This window comes from Frondihabitans sp. 4ASC-45, assembly GCF_049472575.1.
In the GTDB taxonomy this organism is placed as follows: Bacteria; Actinomycetota; Actinomycetes; order Actinomycetales; family Microbacteriaceae; genus Frondihabitans.
Genome location: NZ_JBCEBN010000001.1, coordinates 150,957 through 171,960 on the forward strand (window position 1 = coordinate 150,957; position 21,004 = coordinate 171,960).

19 protein-coding genes are annotated in these 21,004 nt (G+C 67.9%); 7 read left to right on the forward strand and 12 right to left on the reverse strand.

All coding sequences use genetic code 11. The annotated features are described in order from the left end of the window. Window positions 1-7 precede the first annotated feature (7 nt). The 5 genes from VH571_RS00680 to VH571_RS00700 form a co-directional block, all read right to left on the reverse strand. Window positions 8-832 carry an ABC transporter ATP-binding protein gene (locus VH571_RS00680; RefSeq protein WP_423262835.1) on the reverse strand — a complete coding sequence of 275 codons (825 nt, stop codon included), beginning with the start codon at window positions 830-832 and terminating at the stop codon, window positions 8-10. After that, window positions 829-1,677 (reverse strand): ABC transporter ATP-binding protein, encoded by an 849-nt coding sequence (locus VH571_RS00685; RefSeq protein WP_194603631.1) that lies wholly within the window; start codon window positions 1,675-1,677, stop codon window positions 829-831. Before VH571_RS00685 ends, VH571_RS00680 begins: the two co-directional genes overlap by 4 nt. A 92-nt stretch (window positions 1,678-1,769) precedes the next feature. Next, window positions 1,770-3,395, reverse strand: coding sequence for an ABC transporter substrate-binding protein (locus VH571_RS00690; protein ID WP_423262836.1), 1,626 nt, complete (start codon window positions 3,393-3,395; stop codon window positions 1,770-1,772). Window positions 3,396-3,480: 85 nt separating this feature from the next. After that, window positions 3,481-4,383 (reverse strand): ABC transporter permease, encoded by a 903-nt coding sequence (locus VH571_RS00695; RefSeq protein ID WP_423262837.1) that lies wholly within the window; start codon window positions 4,381-4,383, stop codon window positions 3,481-3,483. Continuing rightward, entirely contained in the window at window positions 4,383-5,513 is a 1,131-nt protein-coding gene (locus tag VH571_RS00700; RefSeq protein WP_423262838.1) for an ABC transporter permease, read from the reverse strand. The genes VH571_RS00695 and VH571_RS00700 overlap by 1 nt, the downstream gene beginning before the upstream one ends. Before the next feature lie 280 nt (window positions 5,514-5,793). On the opposite strand from VH571_RS00700, the gene VH571_RS00705 reads away from it, so the two are divergent. Further along, on the forward strand, window positions 5,794-6,528 hold the full coding sequence (locus VH571_RS00705) for a GntR family transcriptional regulator (RefSeq protein ID WP_423262839.1): 735 nt from the start codon (window positions 5,794-5,796) through the stop codon (window positions 6,526-6,528). Window positions 6,529-6,573: 45 nt separating this feature from the next. On the opposite strand, the gene VH571_RS00710 is transcribed toward VH571_RS00705, so the two are convergent. Continuing rightward, complete coding sequence (locus VH571_RS00710) at window positions 6,574-7,110, reverse strand: MarR family winged helix-turn-helix transcriptional regulator (RefSeq protein ID WP_123941793.1); 537 nt, start codon at window positions 7,108-7,110, stop codon at window positions 6,574-6,576. A 148-nt stretch (window positions 7,111-7,258) separates the two neighbouring features. On the opposite strand from VH571_RS00710, the gene VH571_RS00715 reads away from it, so the two are divergent. The 3 genes from VH571_RS00715 (at window position 7,259) to VH571_RS00725 (ending at window position 11,214) form a co-directional block, all read left to right on the forward strand. After that, window positions 7,259-9,346 carry an MMPL family transporter gene (locus tag VH571_RS00715; RefSeq protein ID WP_423263369.1) on the forward strand — a complete coding sequence of 696 codons (2,088 nt, stop codon included), beginning with the start codon at window positions 7,259-7,261 and terminating at the stop codon, window positions 9,344-9,346. A 132-nt stretch (window positions 9,347-9,478) separates the two neighbouring features. After that, complete coding sequence (locus VH571_RS00720; RefSeq protein ID WP_158613185.1) at window positions 9,479-9,616, forward strand: hypothetical protein; 138 nt, start codon at window positions 9,479-9,481, stop codon at window positions 9,614-9,616. 143 nt (window positions 9,617-9,759) lie between these two features. Beyond that, window positions 9,760-11,214: a carboxypeptidase regulatory-like domain-containing protein gene (locus VH571_RS00725; protein WP_423262840.1), complete on the forward strand. Its 1,455-nt coding sequence runs from the start codon at window positions 9,760-9,762 to the stop codon at window positions 11,212-11,214. A 435-nt stretch (window positions 11,215-11,649) separates the two neighbouring features. Here the strand turns inward: VH571_RS00725 and VH571_RS00730 are convergent, their stop codons facing one another. Beyond that, window positions 11,650-11,925 carry a hypothetical protein gene (locus VH571_RS00730; RefSeq protein ID WP_423262841.1) on the reverse strand — a complete coding sequence of 92 codons (276 nt, stop codon included), beginning with the start codon at window positions 11,923-11,925 and terminating at the stop codon, window positions 11,650-11,652. A 219-nt stretch (window positions 11,926-12,144) separates the two neighbouring features. On the opposite strand from VH571_RS00730, the gene yccX reads away from it, so the two are divergent. Then, window positions 12,145-12,423: an acylphosphatase gene (gene yccX, locus VH571_RS00735; RefSeq protein WP_123941785.1), complete on the forward strand. Its 279-nt coding sequence runs from the start codon at window positions 12,145-12,147 to the stop codon at window positions 12,421-12,423. 74 nt (window positions 12,424-12,497) lie between these two features. Here the strand turns inward: yccX and VH571_RS00740 are convergent, their stop codons facing one another. Continuing rightward, a complete protein-coding gene (locus VH571_RS00740; RefSeq protein WP_423262842.1) occupies window positions 12,498-13,472 on the reverse strand; it encodes an amidohydrolase in 975 nt (324 codons plus the stop codon). Between the two features lie 72 nt (window positions 13,473-13,544). Between VH571_RS00740 and VH571_RS00745 the strand changes: the two genes are divergently transcribed. Continuing rightward, entirely contained in the window at window positions 13,545-14,180 is a 636-nt protein-coding gene (locus VH571_RS00745) for a DNA-3-methyladenine glycosylase I (protein ID WP_423262843.1), read from the forward strand. Window positions 14,181-14,189: 9 nt separating this feature from the next. Beyond that, window positions 14,190-16,178, forward strand: coding sequence for an amino acid transporter (locus VH571_RS00750; RefSeq protein ID WP_423262844.1), 1,989 nt, complete (start codon window positions 14,190-14,192; stop codon window positions 16,176-16,178). Window positions 16,179-16,319: 141 nt separating this feature from the next. On the opposite strand, the gene VH571_RS00755 is transcribed toward VH571_RS00750, so the two are convergent. The 4 genes from VH571_RS00755 to VH571_RS00770 form a co-directional block, all read right to left on the reverse strand. Next, the gene (locus tag VH571_RS00755) at window positions 16,320-16,973 is read right to left on the reverse strand and encodes an RBBP9/YdeN family alpha/beta hydrolase (protein ID WP_423262845.1); all 654 of its coding nucleotides are present in this window, start codon (window positions 16,971-16,973) and stop codon (window positions 16,320-16,322) included. A gap of 18 nt (window positions 16,974-16,991) precedes the next feature. Further along, window positions 16,992-17,732 carry an SDR family oxidoreductase gene (locus VH571_RS00760; RefSeq protein ID WP_423262846.1) on the reverse strand — a complete coding sequence of 247 codons (741 nt, stop codon included), beginning with the start codon at window positions 17,730-17,732 and terminating at the stop codon, window positions 16,992-16,994. A 190-nt stretch (window positions 17,733-17,922) separates the two neighbouring features. Further along, window positions 17,923-19,290, reverse strand: a complete 1,368-nt coding sequence (locus VH571_RS00765; protein WP_423262847.1) for a glucose-6-phosphate dehydrogenase — start codon at window positions 19,288-19,290, stop codon at window positions 17,923-17,925. Next, window positions 19,287-20,915: a S53 family peptidase gene (locus VH571_RS00770; protein ID WP_423262849.1), complete on the reverse strand. Its 1,629-nt coding sequence runs from the start codon at window positions 20,913-20,915 to the stop codon at window positions 19,287-19,289. The genes VH571_RS00765 and VH571_RS00770 overlap by 4 nt, the downstream gene beginning before the upstream one ends. Window positions 20,916-21,004: the final 89 nt, after the last annotated feature.

Below are 21,004 nucleotides of genomic sequence, written 5' to 3' on the forward strand. Positions count from 1 at the left end.
AATCGGATTACGCGGCGGGGACGTCTTCGACGGCCTCGTACGCTCCGACGAGCTTCTGCGTATACGGGTGTTTGGCATGCTCGAGCACCTCGAGGGTGCGACCGGACTCGACCACGCGGCCCTCGTTCATCACGACGAGCTCGCGAGTGATGAACGCCGTGGCGGGTAGCCCGTGCGACACGAACATGAGCCCGGCCCCGTGCTCGACGCTGTAGCGCTTGAGCAGGTTGAGAACGACGCCCTGCACCGACACATCGAGGGCCGAGACGGCTTCGTCGCAGACCAGGAGGTCGGGGCGGACGATGAGGGCTCTCGCGATCGACATGCGTTGCCGCTGGCCGCCCGAGAGCTCGCCGGGATAGCGGTCAACCCAGGCCGGGTCGATGCCGAGCTCAGCGGTGATCTCGCCGATCGCGACGTCTGCGCCTCTCACGTCGTGCCCGGCGAGGAGCTGGGCCGGAACGCGAAGCGACTCGCGGATCCGGTGGCGCGGATCGAAGGTCGACGTGGTGTCCTGCGCGACGAGCTGCACGCGACGGCGATAGTCGAGTCGCCCCTTCTGCGTTGAGATCAGCGAGTTGAGCTCTTTTCCGTCGACCGTGATGGTGCCGGCGGTCGGCTTCGAGAGGCCCGTGACGATCTTCGCCATCGTGGACTTGCCGGATCCTGATTCGCCGACGATGCCGACGCGTTCCCCGGGAGCCAGCACGAACGAGACATCCTGAACGGCCGTCTTGCGGCCGTAGCTCTTGCGGACGGCGACCGCCTCGATCCGCACGCCGGTGGCGGAACGTGCCGCATCGGATCCTTCGGCTGTGGTCACGGTGCTCATGCGGCTTCTCCTTCGAGTCGAGCGCGGACCGACTCGAGGGTCGGGAGCTCGTCGAGACGGGCCGACGCGAGCGTCGGGATGCACTCGAGGAGGCCACGGGTATAAGGATTCTTTGCGTTGTGCAGGTCTTTCGAGGCGATCTGCTCGACGATCTCGCCGTGGTACATCACGATGACGAAATCGGTGAACTTGCGACACAGCTCGATGTCGTGGGTGATCATCAGCACGGCGGTTCCCTCCTGCTCGGCGAGGTCGACCATGAGCTGCATGGCGCCGACGGCGAGAGAGGCGTCGAGCGCGCTGGTGGGCTCGTCGGCGATGAGCAGGGCGGGCTTCGACGAGAGTGCGATCGCCATCATGACCCGCTGCCGCATGCCGCCGGAGAGCTCGTGCGACTTCGCGCCCATGACCCGCTCGGGGTCGGTGATGCCGACGCTTCGGAGCTTGGCGAGCGCATCGACGCGGGCCTGCCTCTTGCCGACCTTCTCGGTGGCGCGGAGTACGGCGATCAGCTGCGAGCCGATGGTCCACACCGGGTCGAGCGACGACATGGCGTCTTGGAAGATCATCGACAGGCCCGGCGTGCGCTGCGGAATCCGCGACGCCTCGCCTTCTCTCCTGAGGCTGACGCCGTCGAGTTCGAGGGTGTCGACGTCGACTCGGGCCACGGACGTGTCGAGGAAGCCCGCGATGGCGTTGCCGAGGCTGGTCTTGCCGGATCCTGATTCTCCGACTATGGCGACGCGCTCACCGCGTCGGACCTCGAGGTTTGCCTCCTTCACGGCGATGTTCGAGCCGTAGGCGACGCTCAGGTCGCGGATCCGGAGGACTGTCGGTTCGGTCACGGTGGTCTCCTGTCGAAGAGAAGTGGAGGGGGTGGGCTGGCGCCGCACGGCGGGGGGGGGGGGGGGATGCAACGCCGACCCGGGTGTCTCGCCTAGTCGGACGAGACGCTCAGCTGCGAGTAGTCGATGACGTTGTCGGAGCGGAACACATACCCGTCGACATTGTTCGCAAAGGCATTCAGGGGCTGCACGTAGTTGATGTAGATCGTTGGCTGCTGATCCTGGAGGACCTTCTGCGCGGCGTTCCAGTAAGTGCCGGCCTTACTCCCGGTGGCTTCTCCTGCGGCGTTTCCGTCGGCGATCGCCTTGTCGAGCGCGTCCGACTCGAAGTTCGGCCAGTTGATGGGCGAACCCGCCGTATAGAAGAGCGAGAGCACGTACGGCGGTGACTGCACGACCGCGTAGTCGCGGCCGAGCGACGCATCGAACGACTTCGCGGCGAGCCCCGCCTGGAAGGCCGAGGAGTTGACCGCGTCGATGGTGACATCGAATCCGGCGGCCTTCGCAGCCGTCTGGATCTGGACGGCGGTCTCGTTCAGATCCGGCACCGAATTGTTGACGGTGAGGGTGAACTTGATGTCGGAGGTGTAACCGGCATCGGCGAGGATCGACTTCGCCTTCGCCACGTCGGTCTCGTTCGCCTTCAGGCCGTCGGCGTCGAACCCGGGGTCGGCCGACGAGAGAATCGTGGAGATGGACGCGGCACGACCGTGATAGACGTTCTCGTTGATCTTGTCGTAGGGGATGGCGTAGGCGAGCGCCCGCCGAACCGCGACGTCCTTGAACGGACCGTCTGTCGTGAGAAGCGGCATATAGACGTACGCATTGGTTGGAACGTCGAAGACCTGCGCCTTCTTCTCCTCGGCAAGGGCGACCTGGTCGGCTGGGCGGAGCTGTGTCGCGATCTGCGCGTCACCCGACTTCACCAGGTTGGAGCGCTGGCCGGCGTCGGCGACGACGCGCTGGACGATGCGCTTCACCTTGGGCTCGCCCTCGGCGTAGCCGGGGTTGGCCGTGTAGATCATCTGCTCACCGGGCGTGTAGGTCGTGAGCTCGTACGCGCCGAAGCCAAAGTTGGCGTTCGTCTCCGACCATTTGACGGCATACGGGTCGGACGAGGTGATGTGCTTCTTGAGTTCGGTGTAGTCGTAGACGTTGTAACTGACGTTCGAGAGAAGCGACAGCGCGGTGTAGCCGTAGCTCTTCTTGGCGACAGTCATCGTGACAGTGGAGTCGTCGACCTTTGTGAACTGGTCGGGCTTGGTGATGAAGGGGGCGCTGATGAACGAGACGATGCTGGTCTTCACCGCAAACTTGCGCTCCATCGACCAGATGACATCGTCTGCCGTGAGCTTGTTGCCGGCCGTCGACACCGCAGCGGTGTCGAGGTGAAACGTGTAGACGAGGCCGTCCATCGAGACGTCGTAGCTCTTCGCGAGAATGCCCTCGAACGAGTTGTAATCCTCGTGCTCAGCCTGGCCGTCGGTGCCGGGGACGTACTTGTTGCGGAGCAGCGAGGCGCCGGTGTTCTTGAAGAACTCCGCGGCCTCGTAGCCGGTGGCGCTGGTCTCATACGAGAAGCTAGCCGGTTGCGCGGCCGTGACGATGACGAAGGTGCTGGCCGAGGTACTGGCGCCCCCGGAGCTGCAGGCTCCGAGAACGACAGCTCCGGCGACCGCGAGGGCCGCGGCGGAGAGGATCCGTCTGATGTGTCGCATGGGCAGGGCACTCCAATGGAAGGGGGAAGGGAGGGTGTGGCGCTGTGGTGCGGTGGAGACAGGGGCGGGCTAGTGCGAAGGCGGACTAGTGCGAGGTGCGGCGCTTGCCGACGAAGGCCGCGACGACGAGCGACGCCGACCAGACCGATAGGGCGAGGGCTGCGGCGGGGAAGAGCACCGACCACCACCGCCCGACGGCGGCGTCCGGGGCACCCGCGGCGAGCATCGTGCCCCACTCGGCCGTCGGGGTTGGAATGCCGACACCGAGAAAGCCGAGGGCGGCACAGAAGATGATCGCCATGCCGAAGATCGTGGAGGTGTTCTCGATCGTCGGCCGGAACGAGTTCGGCAGGACGTGCCGCACGAGCAGTCGCCCCTCCGACTCCCCCGACATCCGCGCCGCGTCGATGTAGCCGTCGGTGCGGGTGCGCAGCACCTCCGTCCGCATGAGCCGGGCCTGGAACGGCATCAGCACGACGGCGAGCGACAGCGTGATCACCACCGCGTTCCGACCGAAGAACGACACGATGACGAGCCCGGCGATCATGACGGGAATCGACTGGACGAGGTCGACGGCACGACCGAGAAGCCGGGCGAGGATCCCGGACACGCCGCGATTGCTCTGGTACATGCCCGACACGAGTCCGACCACCATGGCGATGACCGTCGCGATGATCGTGATGCAGAGGGCGATGACGATGTCGAGGCGGAAGGCCGTGACGACCCGCGAGTAGATGTCGAGACCGTTCGCGTCGGTGCCGAACCAGAACTCCCCCGAGGGCGCCTCTGACTGGCCGCCGACGACCTCGGTCGCCGAGTGGGTCGCGAGGAACGGGCCGATGACGGCCAGCATGAGCACGAGAGCGAAGGGGACGAGCCGGGGCCAAAATGCCGGCGACTGCGTGCCCTGCGTGCTGCTGGCGGGGCGCTTCTGAGTCGGGCCAGCGAGCAGTTCATCTCCGATGGCGACGGGGGTGTCGAGAGACATCAGGCGTCCTTCCCGGCTACGCCGGGGCGTCGCCTCGAATCGAGGAGCATCGTGACGAGGTCGGTGATCAGGTAGATCACGAGGCACATTGCGGCGACCACGACAAGGAACGAGCGGAGGGCGAACACATCCGACGAGTTGACGGCGTCGACGGCGTATTGGCCGAGGCCGCCGAGACCGAAGAGCGACTCGAGCACGACCGCGCCCCCGAGGAACAGCCCGAACAGCATTCCGAGCGTTGCGACCGCGGACGGCAGCGCCCGACGGTAGACGCTGGCGAGGATCGTGCGCCTCGAGGCCCCGGAGGCCACGCGGAACTTCGTGGCCGGGTCGTCGATCGCCTCGTCGAGGCTGAGAATCAGCATCTTGATGAGCAGCGGCGAATGCGCGACGACCATCACGATGACAGGCAGGGCGAGGTGCGCCACGTACGACTGGAACGCCTCCCCATCCCCCGCCAGGAGCGAGTCGAGGATGGGGAAGTTCGTCACCACCGGCGGCGCGATCAGGATCGGATCGAGCCGGCCCGACGGAGCGGGAGCAATGTGCAGCTCGGCGTAGAAGACGAACAGGAACGCGATGCCGATCACGTACTCGGGGAGGGCCCCAGCGGAGCGGGCATACGAGGTGAGGATCTTGGCGAACCGATTCGCGCGGTGGGTCACGATGAAGTGCGCGGCGAGGAGCGAGACGATGCAGGCGAAGAGGAGCCCTGACAACACCAGTTCGAGCGTGGCCGGGATCCTTGTCGCGAAGTCCTGCGCGACGGGCCGTCCGGTTGCGATCGAGGTTCCCAGGTCGAAGTGGGCGAGCTGGCCGAGGTAGGTGCCGAGCTGCTGGATCCAGGTGCCGGTGAGACCGTACGATTCCCGGGCCGCCTCGAGAGCGCTGCCGCTGAGCCGCCCTGCAGTGGCCGAGACGACAGGGTCGCCCGGGATCAGCTTCACGAGGAAGAAGGCCACCAGCGCGAAGACCAGGATGTTGACGACGGTCAGCACCACAGGACGCACGAACCACAGAGCAGCTGCCGGCGAGCGACCTGTCGACGTCAGCGCGGTGTCGAGGGCGGCTAGGCGCTCGGCTTCGGCGCGGGTGCCGTCATCGACGACGTCGGGCTCTCTCACGGTCATGCGTCCGCCTCTCAGCACGTCGTCACGGGAAGACAACAGAGGCCTCGGGGTAGGCCTCCTCCGCGAGTGGACCCAATGCTGTCGCTCCGACGTTTCGGGCGTGGACGAATCACGTAACCGAACGATTAAGCGAGTTTCATCGCCGCTCCGATGGCCCGAAAATGCTGATGAGGGGGTGAGAGTACCTCCCGTAACGCCAGTGACGACTTTCTGACTGCTACGCTCTGGCCACTGTTCAACCGGTTCGATCGCCCCCGGGCGACGTGCGACAGGAGAGACGATGACCGCTACGCCTCCCGACCATCCGCGATCGAAAGGCGGCTCAGCGCGCGGCCGACAGGTGTCGGCGAGACGAGTGCGCGACCTGATCAGCGCCTCCATCCGCGACGGCTACATCGCCCCCGATGCACCCCTCGCCGAAGAAGACCTGATGGAGCTCTTCGACACCAGCCGCGGCTCGGTCCGGGCGGCCCTCACCCAACTCAGCGAAACCGGCTTCGTCGAGCGCCGCCGCCGTGTCGGCACCCGGGTGACCCACCTGGGCGTGGTCATTCCGCTCACCGACATCCTCACCGACAGCGAGCACGTCTATCTAGAGACGCTCGAGCAGCGCGTCGTGCCGAATTTCCCGCTCGTGCGCGAACGGCTCCGAATTCAGGATCCGACGGTGCGGCTCATCGAGACCCGATTCGTCTGCGACGACGAGACCCTCGGTCTCCGCACGGCGTACTTTTCCACCCGGTACGACTCCCACCCCGACTTCCTCAGCGGCCCCGCGTCGATGGCATCGGTGCTGCACGACTTCTTCGGCGCGACCCCGGGCGAAGTCCTGGTCTCAATCGGCAGCGACGCGGCCGACGTGCATACCGCCCGAGTGCTCGGCATCAGCGAAAATGCACCGCTCATCTCACGGGAGATGACCTACTACGACGTTGACGGAGAGCCGATCCAGACGGTGTTCGACCGGTTTCGGGGCGACCGGGTACGGCTCGAAACCGTCGCTTCAGCGATGTAGAAGTGTGGTGAATGCCTTGACGGATCGGGTGTGGAGGCATCTGCGTCAGGCGTCGCGCCCGGCATGCGTGCGCATCGCCGCCGACATCTCGCCGAGGAAGCGACTCACTAGGGCCAATTCGTCGGCCGAGTAGTGCGACATGACGTCGTCGGTCAGCACGCCTAGCGGGGCGAAGAACTCGGAGGCAACCTCGCGGGCTGCCTGCGCGAAATGGACCCGGACGATGCGTCGATCCTCCGCGTCCCGTCGACGCTCGACGTGCCCCCGCTTGGCGAGCCGATCGATGACGCCGGTCGCGGCCCCGGAGGTGAGGCCGAGGTTGTCGGCAATTCGCCCCGGGGTGGCGGGCGTACCCGACTGCTCCTGCTGCATGACGAAAAGGAGAGCGTCGAAGTCGTTCGACGAGAGGCCGTGCTCGGAGGAGAAGTTCGTCGCCACAGTGCGGGAGTCGGCCGTGAGCGCTTGGAGCCGCGACACCATCTCGCGGCGCATCGCGCGCTCGGCCGGGCTGCTGCCCTGGTCGGTGCTGCCCTCGTCTGTGCTGCCCTGGTCTGTGCTGCTGTGATCGCGTGGGCCCTGCACCGCCACCGCCTCTCTTCGTCGTCGTTGCACAATCTAGCCGATTGGACTATAACTCTTAGGAACTAAGACTTCATTCATCTAAGGAACAATCATCCGTCGCCTCTCCTCCGCCTTCCGTTCGCGCCGATCCTCGTGGCTGGTCCTCGCGCTGACCGCCGTCGCCGTCGCGCTGCTGTTCGCCTTCCTGCCGAAGCCGGCCAGCGACTCCTTCCCCGCCTCCGGGCTCCCCGACTCCGCCGAATCGGCCCAGGTCGCAGATTTGCTGAAGGGCTTCCCGTCGGCCGACACCACCGTGGGCATCCTGGTCTACTCGCATGGCGAGGCCACCCTGACCTCCCAAGAGCGGGCCGCCATCGCCGACAGCGCAACAGCTCTCGCGAGTGGCTCGACCGTGCCCGACGCGGTTCGGCCTCAATTCAGCGACGACGGGACGGCCGCTCTCGTCGCGGTACCCCTCTCGAGCGCGACAGTCGAAAAAGACGTCTCGGCGGCCGCAACCGAGCTGCGAGACACTGCTGCCCGCGGGCTGCCGAACGGCCTGACGACGCAGCTGACCGGGCCTGTGGGCTTCCAAGACGACATCGCGAACAGCTTCGCGGGAGCCGACTTCCGCCTCCTACTCGTCACCGTGATCGTGGTCGCCGTTCTCCTCATAGTGACGTACCGAAGCCCCGTGCTGTGGATCATCCCGCTCGCCGTCGTGGGTGCCGCCGACGGGCTCGCCGGCGTCGTCGTGCGGGCCCTTGCCGAGCCCCTCGGCCTCACTGTGGACGCGTCGATCTCGGGAATCCTGTCGGTGCTCGTCTTCGGAGCGGGCACCAACTACGCCCTCCTGCTCGTGGCCCGCTACCGCGAAGAGCTCACGCGCACGCCCGACCGCTTCCGCGCGATGCGGACCGCGTACACGAGCGCCGGGCCCGCGATCGCGGCATCCGGCGGGACCGTCGCCCTCAGCTTGATCACGCTGCTGCTCGCATCTCTCTCGAACAACCGGGCCTTGGGCTTTGCTTGTGCGGTCGGCGTCGTCGTCGCGATCCTCTTTGCGCTCATCGCGCTCCCCGCCGCTCTCGTGGTTTGCGGTCGCGGGCTCTTCTGGCCGTTCGTGCCACGTGCCGGTGAGCACGCCGACGACCACGCAGGCACGACCGGCCCTGCCGAGGGCTCCCGAGCCCGCGCTGGCGCTGGCGCTAGCGCTAGCGGCCTGACAACTCGAGAGGCCCATGGCTTCTGGGCCGGCCTCGGGCGGCGTGTGTCGCACCGCCCGCTCGGCGTGACGGTGTCTGCCGTGGTGGGCCTCGGCGTCCTCAGCCTCGGCCTCTCGGGCTATGCGGTGGGACTGTCGCAGACCGCGCAGCTTTTGGGGAAGCCCGACAGCGTCACTGCGCAGACCGTGATCGACCGGTCGTTCTCGGCGGGGCTCACGAGCAGCACGACCGTGCTCGCTCCGACTGCCGTGGCCGATCAAGCCGAGACCATCGCCCGAAGCGCTCAAGGTGTCGAATCGGCCACGCTCGGCGAGGCACACGACGGTCTCACTCGCATCAGCGTCTCGCTGAGCTCCGAACCCGAGAGTGACGCCGCCTTCCGCAGCGTCGAGGCCCTCCGCACGGCCTACGGCGATGCCGGTGGGCAGGTAGCGAGGAGCCTTGTCGGCGGCAGCGACGCGACCGCGCTCGACACGAACAACGCGGCCAAGCACGATCAAGACCTCGTGATTCCGATCATTCTGGCCATCGTCTTCGTGGTGCTCCTGATCCTGCTCCGCTCGCTTGTCGCCCCGGTGATCCTGATCGCCAGCGTGTTGGCTACGTTCTTCGCGAGCCTCGGCGCCTCCATGTTCCTGTTCACGCACGTGTTCGGTTTCGATGCTCTCGACTCGAACGTGACCCTCTTCGCCTTCCTCTTCCTGGTGGCTCTCGGCGTCGACTACAACATCTTCCTCACGACCAGAGCGCGAGAAGAGGCTGGCCGGCATGGCACGAGGGAGGGAATGATTCGGGCTCTCGCCTCGACCGGTGCGGTAATCACGAGCGCGGGCATTCTCCTGGCGGCGGTCTTCGCCGTGCTGGGCGTCCTGCCCGTCGTCGCGCTCACCCAGATCGGCGTGATCGTCTGCATCGGCGTGCTGCTCGACACCCTCGTCGTGCGCACGGTGCTCGTGCCGGCGCTGGTGTTCCTCCTGCGGGATGCGTTCTGGTGGCCGTCGAAGCCGCATCGCTCGGGGCATCACGCCTGAGTTTCCCGGCGATGCGGCCGCGACACGGTCGACCCCAACCTGCCAATTGGCCTGCGCCGGCCTGGATCGAACCGGAAACCGCGTAGCCTCGGTGCCCACGGAGCCGCCACGGCTTCGACAGGAGGCACCACCATGGCCGAGAAATCTGCGAAAAAAGGCACGGCCAAGACGGCCGTTCGCTCCCTCAAAGAGAAGCGTCTCGACAAGAAGGAGAAGGCTTCGAGCAAGTCGCACTCCGAAGACGCCGTCTCGAACGTCAAGAAGCGCTGAGGCTCGCCGAACAGCGACCCATTTCGACGACGCCCGGAGCCATTGGCACCGGGCGTCTTTGTCTGCCCTGCGAAAAACACGTAACACGAGTGGCCGATGTGATTTAGCCTCGATAAATCTGGTTCAACGGGGAGGCAAATACGATGATCACAGCGACACCTGGCAGATCAACGGGGCGGATACTCGCCTTCGCGACGGCGACGGCGACAGCTCTCACGCTCGCTCTCGTCGGGGTCGCTCCGGCCTCAGCCGCCGAAGCAAACACCTGGGGCACCTTCACCGTCGCAGGTTCGACCCGCGCGTACACGGGCACGATGGCGCTTGCGGGCGGATTCCCCGACACCACGTTCACGTCGACGTCTCGGCAGGCCACGACCGTCTCGGGTGCTTCCACCTGGCAGGCGCCGTCCACACCTCCCGGCACCGTCTACGGATCCAGCAGAGGCGAGACGTACCTCAACCAGCGCCCGAGCGCCGACAACGCCACCTCCCCCGCGGTGACGACCTACACCTTCGCCACGCCGACGCCCGCCTCGGGCTGGTCGTTCGTGCTCGGTGACATCGATGCCGACCAGGCGACGATCACGGCGACCGACGCGACCGGTGCCGCCGTTCCCCTCAGCGGGCTCGGTTTCCAGAGCACCTACAACTACTGCCACCGCGCTCAGGGGCCGTCGTGCGACTCCGCGAACCTTAACGACGTTCCGTTCTGGAACCCCGCGACCGGCGTGCTCATCGGCAACGCGACGGCGACCGACACCGAGGGCGCCTCGGCCTGGTTCAGCCCGGACGTGCCCCTCAAAACGCTGACGATCAGCTACCAGCAGCGCAGCGGGTTCCCCGTCTACCAGACCTGGTTTGCAACGAAGACCTTCGCGGCCTCCGGCACGGTCACTGTCAACGGCGCTGCATACGGCGACGCACCGCTGACCATTCGCGACGCCGCGGGCACGATCGTCGCGACGACGACGAGCGGGGGCGACGGATCCTGGAGCGTTCCGGGTCTCGTATCGACCAGCGGCTACACCGTCTCGGTCGAGACGCCGCCGGGTGCGGCCGCCGCCCAGCCGATCACGTTCGACACGCTCGACGCCGATACGCCGGGCCTCGACTTCGCGTTCACCATTCCGACGGTCGAGGCAACCGGAACGATCGTGTCCGACGACGGCGAACCGCTCGCGAACACGCCGATCGAGATCACTCGCGAGGGCGACGACCAGCCGACGGCCACGACGACCACCGACGACACCGGTTCGTTCACGGCCGACCTGCTCCCAGGCCAGCCGTACGTCATCGTGATCGACGGCGACGCCTCCAACACACGCGACTTCACTTCGCCGACCCAGAGCGGAGCCATCGAGGATCCGCTCGCACCGCCGATCGAACCCACGCCGCCCGCGACCGCCCAGCCGTCGCCCACACCGACCGCCACTGCCGCGCCGGTTGTGGTCGGGGCTGGGGCGGATCCTGGGGTTGCTGCGCCCGAGCTCGCTGAGACCGGAAGCAACGCGGCTGTTCCCCTCGGCGTCGGGGCGCTGCTGCTGCTCGGTGGCGCGGCTCTCGTGGTTCACAACCGACGCCGGTCGCGCCGGGGCTGATCGCTCGGGTTGTCCGGGTCGCTGGTTGGTCCCGCGCGGACCCGTCTGCTGGTGACGCACCCTCGGATGGCCAGTTCGGGCCTGGCAGCCGGGGGTTGTTTGGCCAGCCGGGGGTGCTTCGGCTGCGGCCTGGCTTACCTCCACCCTCGGGGCGGGCGAGGCGACGAGGATCGGCCAACCTCGCGCGCCGCGGCGCTGCGAGATTGGCCGATTCACGCGGGGTCGCCGCCCGTGGGGGTCGCGTGCGCGGGTTGGCACCTTCGCAGAGACGTTTTGCGCCGCATCCAATTTGACGCACGTCGAAACTGCCGCACCCACGCTGTCTCGCGAGATGGCCTGAACTCCGGCCGCGACGGTGGGTCCGCGGTAGATTCGGCCATCTCGCGAGGAGAGGGCGACGCAAGCGAGCAGGAAGCGCTGCCGGCAGAGCCTCAGCTAGCCGACGTACGACCCGGCGACACGGCCCGCGAAAGCCTGGTCGGCCGACACGAACGTGCCGTCGGCCCGCGCGTCGCTTGGCACGCCGGTGAAGGTGCCGGCGGGGCGTGCCGCGTACTCGGCGTCGACGACCACGTAGGTGCCGGCGACGAAGGCCGCACGGGGTTCGCGAACGGTGCGAGCCGCACGCTCGGCGCGACGGGCCTTGGCCTTTGCGGGCCGGATGCCGATCGAGCCGGTGCGGGGAAGGCGGATGGATGCGGTGTCAGACAAGAGTCGACTCCTTCGAGTGAAGGTGGAGCCGCCTCATCACAGCCCCGGATTGTCTAGGTGCTCGATGAGCACTCACAGGGCGCTGGCGGGGCAACCGCCAACACACCCAGCCTAACCGGACCCCCTGTCATTCGACTGGCCGGATGTCGGACGGTCCGCCGGATAGTCGGTCGGACGGCCCGCCGGGCAAACGGCCGGGCTGTCGGTTACCGTCGAGAAATGATCGATGTCATTCGTCGCCGCGCTCTCGTCTCGGGCGTTGTCCAGGGCGTGGGATTCCGCTTCTCGACCGAAGGAGAAGCCGATCGCATCGGCGTCGCAGGGTTCGTCCGCAACCTCCCCGACGGCCGGGTCGAGGTGGAGGTGGAGGGTGAGCCCCATGACGTCGAGAAGCTGCTGACCTGGCTCCGCGACGGTGGTCCGTCGAGCGCACGGGTCGACAGCGTCGAGATCGACGAGCAGGATCCCACGGGGGCGTCCGACTTCGAGACCCGCTGAGGGGCTGCCGCAAGCAGTACCGCCTGCCACCCGGACTGCCCACCAGCAAAACCGCCCGCCAGCAGTACCGCCCGTCAGCCAGGCTGCCCCGTCAGGAACGTCCGCGGATTGCGCGAGAAGACGGCGTGGTTGAACCGACGTCCGAGCTCGGGATCGCGCGGCTGACGGAACGGCCGATCCGACCCGTGCACGAGCGGCGTCACTCCGACGATTCGGGCCATCGCGTCGATCGCGCGCTCGTCGTACGCGCTCGTCTCGTAGAAGACGTTGGGGTCGGCCTTGGGCGGTCGGCCTCCGCGCGTCGCCGCCGCTGCCTGCGCGAGCGGCGCCAGCCCGGCGAGGGCGATGAAGCCGATCCGCAGTGCGGGGTGCTGCTCGTGACCGCCGTCCGACCAGACCTGCCACGCCGTCTTGAGCTGCTCGGCCCGAGGGGCGGTCGACGCGGCGGGAACGCCCTGCACGGGCGCGGCCACGACGTGCCGCGGGTGCACGAGTACGGGTTTCCCGGCCGCCTCCACGAGCCGCAGGACCGGCTCGAGCCGAGCGAGGTCAGACGAGGATCCGAGACTGGTCGCCGGAATCTGCAGACCCACGACCCGCGGCTCGGCGAGAACGGCTTCGAGCCCGGCGAGGTCGAATTCGAGGAGCGGGGTCGCCGCCCACACGCGAAACGGATCGCCGAGGGCGATGGCCGACCGGTGCCAGATGGCGATGAGGTCGCGAGCGTCGTCGTGCGGCAGCTCTTCGATGCGGAGGTTGCCGGGCAGGGACACGAGCACGTCGCCTTTTCCTTCGGCGAGCTCGCGGATCCTTCGGTTCTCGACGTCGTGGGAGGACGGATTGATCGAGTACGGCGACTCGCCCTCGGTGAGGAGGGTCCAGTCGTCGACGAGCCGGGGCAGGGTCTGACGCGCCCGGAGCGCTTCGACGAAGGTCGGGGGCATCAGGTGCTGGTGCAGGTCGACCCTCGACGCCACCGGGTTGAGGAGGCGCGGTGCGACCGGGTTCGCCACCGGAGCAGACAGCTCCGAGGGCGGCGATTCGCGCATGGCTCAAGTAGACCGTGCAGTGCAGGGCCGCGCAAATCGGGCGGCGTCGGTGGTCGACCCTAAACTCGCGCCATGACCGATGTGATTCTGGGTGCCGACGGGCTGTCTCGGCCGCGCTGGGCCGCGACCGACGGGCTGCTGCAGTCGTACTACGACACCGAGTGGGGCATGCCGATCCGCGACGAGCAGGGTCTCTTCGAACGGTTGAGCCTCGAGGCCTTCCAGTCGGGGCTGTCGTGGGCGACGATCCTCAAGAAGCGCCCCGCGTTCCGTCTCGCCTTTCGCGACTTCGACCCCGAGGTCGTCGCGACCTTCGACGACGACGATCGTGCCCGGTTGATGGCCGATGCCGGCATCGTGCGCAACCGACTGAAGATCGACGCCACCATCGACAACGCCCGGGCCACGCTCACCCTCCGAGACGAGGGGGGTCTCGGCGCGTTCATCTGGTCGTTCAGCCCGAGCGAGACTCCGAGGCCGTCGACGTTCTCCGAGGTGCCGACGACCTCGACCGAGTCGGTGGCTCTGTCGAAGGCGTTAAAGAAGAAGGGGTTCCGCTTCGTCGGGCCGACGACGATGTTCGCCCTGATGGAGGCCGTCGGCATCGTCGACACGCACCTGCTCGACAGCCATCGGCGCGGGTCGTCGGGGGTCTGGGCCGAGGGTTCCCCGGTCGTGTCACCACCCGAATCCACCAACGTCGAGTAGACCTGATCCGTGACCACCACCGACAGCACCGGGCAGAGCTCCGCGCTCGAGCCCGACGCTCTGAAAAACGCTCCCCGACACTCCTTTCGAGCGTGGCTGCTCGACGGGCTGACGCAGCAGTCCGGCAGCCACCCTGGCCCGCACGCCGAGAAGCCGGAGAAGACGCACTCGTGGTGGCGGGTCATGTGCCTGACCGGCGTCGACTACTTCTCGACACTCGGCTATCAACCGGCCATCGCCGCCGTCGCAGCGGGTCTCCTCTCGCCCTTCGCGACCATTGTGCTCGTGCTCCTGACGCTGCTCGGCGCACTGCCCGTCTACCGACGGGTCGCCCGCGAGAGCTTCAAGGGGTCCGGGTCGATCGCCATGCTCGAGCGGCTCCTGCCGTGGTGGGGCGGCAAGCTGTTCGTGCTCGTCCTCCTCGGCTTCGCGGCGACCGACTTCATGATCACCGTGACGCTCTCGGCCGCCGATGCCACCGCCCACGCGGTCGAGAACCCCTACGCGCCGCAGTGGTTCCACGGCGCGGAGGTCCCGCTGACGCTGTTCTTGATCGTGCTGCTGGCGGCGGTGTTCCTGCGCGGCTTCAAAGAGGCCATCGGCATCGCGGTCGTGCTCGTCGCCATCTACCTGCTCTTGAACGCGGTCGTGGTGATCGTCTCGTTCGTGCACATCGGCGAGAACCCGCAGGTGGTCGACAACTGGTGGCAGGCGCTGACCACGCAGCACGCCAATCCCCAGGCCATCATCGGCATCTCGCTGCTCGTGTTTCCGAAGCTCGCGCTCGGCCTCTCCGGTTTCGAGACCGGCGTCGCCGTCATGCCGCAGATCTCGGGCGCCCCGGGCGACACTTCCGAGAGGCCCCTCGGCCGCATCAAGGGTGCCAAGAGGCTCCTGACGACCGCGGCGATCATCATGAGCACGTTCCTCATCACGTCGAGCATCGTCACGACGCTGTTGATCCCGCAGAAAGAGTTCCAGGCGGGGGGCGACGCCAACGGGCGCGCACTCGCCTACCTGGCCCACGACTACCTCGGCAACGGCTTCGGCACGGTCTACGACATCTCGACGATCACCATCCTGTGGTTCGCCGGGGCCTCGGCGCTGGCCGGCCTCCTCAACCTCGTGCCGCGCTACCTCCCTCGCTACGGCATGGCACCCCAGTGGGCAGCCGCCGTGCGGCCCCTCGTGCTCGTGTTCACGGCGATCGCGTTCCTCATCACGATCGTCTTCGAGGCGAACGTCGACGCGCAGGGTGGCGCCTACGCGACCGGAGTGCTCGTGCTGATCACCTCCGCCTCGGTGGCGGTGTTTCTCTCTGCTCGCCATAAGAAGCAGCGCAAACGCGCCATCGGGTTCGGCGTGGTCGTGGCCGTCTTCGCCTATACGACCGTGCTCAACGTGATCGAACGGCCCGAGGGTGTGCGCATCGCCGCCCTCTTCATCGTGGGCGTGCTGCTCGTATCCGTGCTGTCGCGGGTGCGCCGTTCGTTCCAGCTGCGGGCCACGAGTGTGTCGCTCGACGACGCCGCCCTGTCGTTCGTGCAAGAAGACGCCGACGAGTACGGGGCGGTCCGGATCGTCGCCAACGAACCCGACGACGGAAGTCGCCTCGAATACAAGACCAAACTCGCCGACGAGCGGAAGGCCAGCGGCATCCCGATGCGGTCGCCCATCATCTTCCTCGAGGTCTACCCCGACGACTCCTCCAACTTCGAAGAAGACCTCGAGGTGCACGGACACAGCCTCCACGGCTACCGGGTACTCAAGGTGCGGAGCGGCAACGTGCCGAACACGATCGCGACGATCCTGCTCGAAATTCGCGACGTCACCGGCGTCGTACCCGACATCTACTTCGAATGGACCGAAGCTCCGCCGCTCCGCAACCTGGTGCGCTACCTCATCACGGGGGTGGGCGAGGTCGCACCGGTCACGCGCGAGGTGCTGCGGCGGGCCGAGTCCGATCGGGGTCGACGGCCCGACGTGCACGTGAGCTGAGCGGCGGGGCGGCCGGATTCTTCGGTTCTGCCGATCTGACGCGGGCGAGTCGGAGGCCGAGCGTGCTCGAATGGACGCCTGGCGTCGAGCCCGAGCCCGATTCGGGCACTCTCGGCCCGGCACCCCCTCGTCGGCGACGGTTCAGTCGAAAGCAGGCTCTCCGAGGCACCAGGCCAGCATCTCGGGCCAGGGCCCGAATCCGGTCGCCGGCACGACGTGGCCCGCACCCGCGAGCACGATCTGCCGTACGTCGAGCCCGTCGGCAACCGCGCCGAGCGCCTCGGGGCGGTACGGATCGTCGTCGCCCGCCACGATGATCGCGTCGGGGGCTCCGACGCTCTGACGAGCCGAAGGATCCTCGTGCTCGCCTTCAGGTGGGCGCCAGGCGAAGGCAGCGAGCTCGGGTACTGATTCCAAGAAGTCCGCCGACACCGGTGATACCAGCGCGACTCGGTCGACCTGCGGGGCCGTCCCGGATGTCTGCTCGCGCAACCAGAGCATCGTCGACGCGCTGTGCGTGATGACCGTGATCGTGCCCTCGGTGAGGGTCGCGAGGTTGGCGAGGGCCACGTCTCGCCAGCGCTCGAAGTCGGGGGCATCGGGGTCAGGAAGCTGCGGGTAGCGGACGTCGTGGCCCCGCGCGGTCAGCTCGAGCGACAGCCAGCGTTGCCAGTGGCTCGGCGGGCGGTGGTTCTCGTAGCCGTGCAGGAGGAGGAAGCTCGACGGCACGGTCGCGGGCACCGGGGTCGGCGCTGGCACGGGGGTCGTGGTCGGGGTCGGGGTCGGGGTCGGCATCGACGTCTCCGCCACGCGTCAACCTCGTCCTAGCGGACGGACAGAGACCGTCTCGGCCACGGCCCGCTGCGGCAGGTCGACCACGAGACGGACCGCGTCGGCGATGTCGCTGACAGCGAGGTAGCTCTCTGCGTCGTAGGAGTTGCCCTTGGACTGCTGCATCTCGCGCTGCATGTCGGTGTCGACCGCCCCGGGATGCACCGAACTGACACGGACCCCGTTCGATCGCTCCTCCTCGCGAAGCCCGTCGGCGAAGGCCCGGACGGCGAATTTGCTCGCGGCGTAGAGACTGCCGGCCGCCTGCGAGCGGAATCCGGCCCCGGAGTTGATGACGATCACCGTTCCCTGCGCAGCACGGAGGGCGGGAAGAGCGAGGCGCGTGATCTCGGCGACGGCGACCACGTTGACCTCGAGGATGCGACGCCACTCGTCGCGCGGCGTGAGCTCGACCGTCGAACCGCCGATGACGCCGGCCGAGTGAACCAGCACGTCGAGCGACTCGAGTGAGCCGGTCGGCCCAGCGGCCAGAAACCCGTCGAGCGGTTCGTCGCCGTCGAGGGCGGCTGCCCAGACGGAGGCGGAGGGCAGCTCGGCCACCAACTCCTCAAGCACCCGGGGATCACGCCCCTGCACGATCACGTGGTGCGTTCGCCCCAGGTCGAAGGCGATCGCGCGGCCGATCCCCCGCGATGCGCCGGTGACGAGTGCAATCGGAAGCGGGGCGGATTCGTGCGCGGAGGGGGTGCTGTCGAAGACCATCTGACCATTGTGGTGCTTGCTTCGTCGCCCTAGCAACGGCGGCGGCGCTCCTTCGAATTTGAAGGAGAAGCGGGGCTGAAACCCAAAAGTGAGGCGGATCGGCGGGCCTCGCGGCGAAAATCTCCTTCGGATTTGCAAAGGAGCTCGTTTGCAAGGGAGCTCGTTTGCAAAGGAGCTCGAGGGCAACCCGTCAGGCGCGCCACGCCTTCGGCCCGTCGCTGCCGGCGGGGTACTCGTCGAGCGGCACCGAGCCGTCGCGCCAGGCCGCGAGCACGGGCTCCACGATCCGCCAGCCCTCGACCGCCGCGTCGCCCCGCACCGACAGCGAGGCGTCGCCGTCGAGGATCCCTTGGAGCACTTCGCCGTAGGCCGGCAGGTCGCCGGGGTTGAAGTCGACCTCGAGGCTGGCGCGGTCGATGACGTACGGGTCGCCCGGTCCGTTCACGTTGAGCTCGAGGCTCATGACGTCGGGGGCGATGCAGATGCGGAGCCGGTCGGCCGTCTTGAGCGTGTGGAACTCCGGCGGCACGTGGGCGGGAGCCTTGAACGTGATCAAAATTTCGCGCCGATGCGACGCCAGCGCCTTGCCGGAGCGGAGGCGGATCGGCACGCCGGCCCAGCGCATGGTGCGCACTTCGACCACGACCTCGGCGAGGGTCTCGGTCTCGAGCGACGGGTCGACACCCTCCTCGTTTTTGTAGGCGGGGAGCTTGCGACCGTCGATGGTGCCGGCCGAGTAGCGGGCGCGGCGGCTCGTGGTCGGGTCGTCGTGCCAGAGGTGGGTGGCTCGGAGCGCGAGCTGCTTCTGATCGCGGAGGTCGGCTGCACCGAGAGTCGCCGGTGCCTCCATGACCAGCACGGCCATGACCTGCAGGAGGTGGCTCTGGATCATGTCGACCAGAGCGCCAGCGTGGTCGTAGTAGCGGGCGCGATTTTCAAGAGCGAGCTGCTCGTCGTACACGATCTCGATGCTCTCGACGTCGCGGTTGGTCAGCATCGGCTCGATAAGGCGGTTGGCGAACCGGAGTCCGAGGAGGTTGAGCACGGTGGCCCGACCGAGGAAGTGGTCGACGCGGTGGATGCGCTCTTCGGGCACGAGGGTGAGCAACAGCGCGTTGAGTGCGATCGCGCTCTTCTCATCGGTGCCAAACGGCTTCTCGAGCGCCAGAGAGAGCCCCTTCGGCAGCTCGAGCGAGGCTAGCTGATGACAGGCCTTCTCGGTGATGGCCGGCGGGAGGGCGAAATAGACCGCGGGGGTGTGGTCGCAGGCGGCAAGAAGCGTTTTCAAGCCGTCGGCGCTCGTCACGTCGGCCTGAATGTAGGTCGTCGCCGCGAGGGCCGCTTCGACGGAGGGGCCGGAAGCACCTGAGCTCGCGAACGAGTCGCCCACGCGCTTCTTCCACTCGGCGTCGGTCAGGTCTTCGACACCCGACCCGATCAGCTGCACTCGGCGTGACGGCTCGTGGGTGAGCAGCTCCCCCAGACCGGGCATGAGGAGCCGGGCGGCGAGGTCGCCCGATGCACCGAGGATGAGCAGAGACGACTTCGCGGCGGTCATTCGTCGATGCTATTCGTCGCTCGGGCGGAGTGCCCGCGCTCCCCGAGGCCCCCGCTGAGCGCCTGCAGGAGTGCCCGACCGTTCGGCGACCCGAGCCCGGTGCAGGCGTCCCAACCCGGTGTGGCGCTGAACGAGCCGTTGTCGCCCTCAGTGATGTCGCGGAACGCCGTGGCTGCCGCGTAGAGCTTCGGCTGCACGAGCCCGAGTGGTGCACCGAGAGACTCGGCGAGTCGGGCCGCGAGCGCAGCGTAGAGCGGAGCGACGGCACTGGTACCGCCGATCACCGAGCGGACGCCGTCGACCAGCACCTCGTACCCGGTCGCCGGGTCGGCATTGCCGGCGACGTCGGGCACGCCCCGCCCTCCCCCGGGCGCGACGATAGCCGACTGCCAGGCGGGTCGCTCGAACGTCCGGCTGACTCCGCCCCCGGTGGCCCCGCGGCCAGCACCGTTGTTCCACACGGTCTCACTGGCGATCGTCGAACCGGTCGCGCGAAGGCTGGTGCCGCCGCAGGCCAGCACGTGCGGGCTCGCTGCGGGGAAGTCGACGTGGTCGGCGCCATCGGTCGCCCCGTCGCTCGAGCCGTTGTCGCCTGCCGCGGCCGTCACGGTCACGCCGAGTGCCGCCGCATCGATGAGGGCGTCGTCGAAGGCGGCGCGCGCCTGCGCCGTCCACTGGTCTTCGCTCTGGCCCCAGCTGATGCTCATGGCCGTCGGAGTCGGCGTCGCGTGTGCGGCCGTCGCCACCGCGTCGACGAACCCGTCGTCGGTGTTGGGCGCGAAGTAGACGACGATGTCGGCTTTCGGAGCGAGAGCCCCGGCGACTTCGATGTCGAGCAGCACTTCGCCGTCGGCGCCGGACGGGTCGCCGCCGGGCACGTTGGTCGCGCCATCGACTCCGACCGCGGTCACCTTCGGCCCCTCGATGCCGAGCCCTGCAAAGTAGGCGTCGAGGTCGGCCTGCGCGAACCCGCCCCCGAGCTCGATGATGGCGATGGTCTGGCGGGATCCTTCGGTCTGTTCGGGAAAACCGTAGAGATCGCCGAGCTCAAGGGGCGTGAACGAGGATCCGGCAGCAGCCGCGGGCTCGAACCGGAATTGCGCCCGTGCCTGTGGCCTGTCGTCGAGCCCGAGCACCGCTGTGACGATTCCGTCGAGGGCGGCCGGAATGCTGAGCGAGCCGAACCGCTGACGGTGTTCGACCCGCGGTGCCGCCACGCCGGCCGGATCGCCGCCGAGCTGGGGCGACTCGCTCGTAACGATCTCGAGCGAGGTGCCGAAGACCGCTTGGAGCACACGTGACGACCCTGAGACGCGTACGCGTCGGCTCGCTGCGTCGGCCGCGAGAATGGTCACGCCGAGAGGCTGGAGCGTCGCCAGGACGAGGTCGACGTCGGCTGGATCGGCGCCGTGCTCGGCAGCGAACGTGGCGGGGTCGACCGGATCGCCGCTGAGCAGCGCACCGGGAACCTCGGTGCGACGGCGCAGCACGAGCGTCGCCCAGACGATCTCGTCGGCGGTGCGGGCAGACAGGGCCGCCGGACGCACGCCCGGGGCAGGCGGACGCTCGCTGCCGGCCAGGGGCACGAGGTGGAGGTTCGCGAGAGGATCGGTCGCATCGGTCATGCTCCAGGAGTACTCCGGGCCTCCGACATTTGGTTTGTCGCTAGGCTCCGATTGACCTCTGGGCGCCGACACCATCGCCAGGGGCCTGA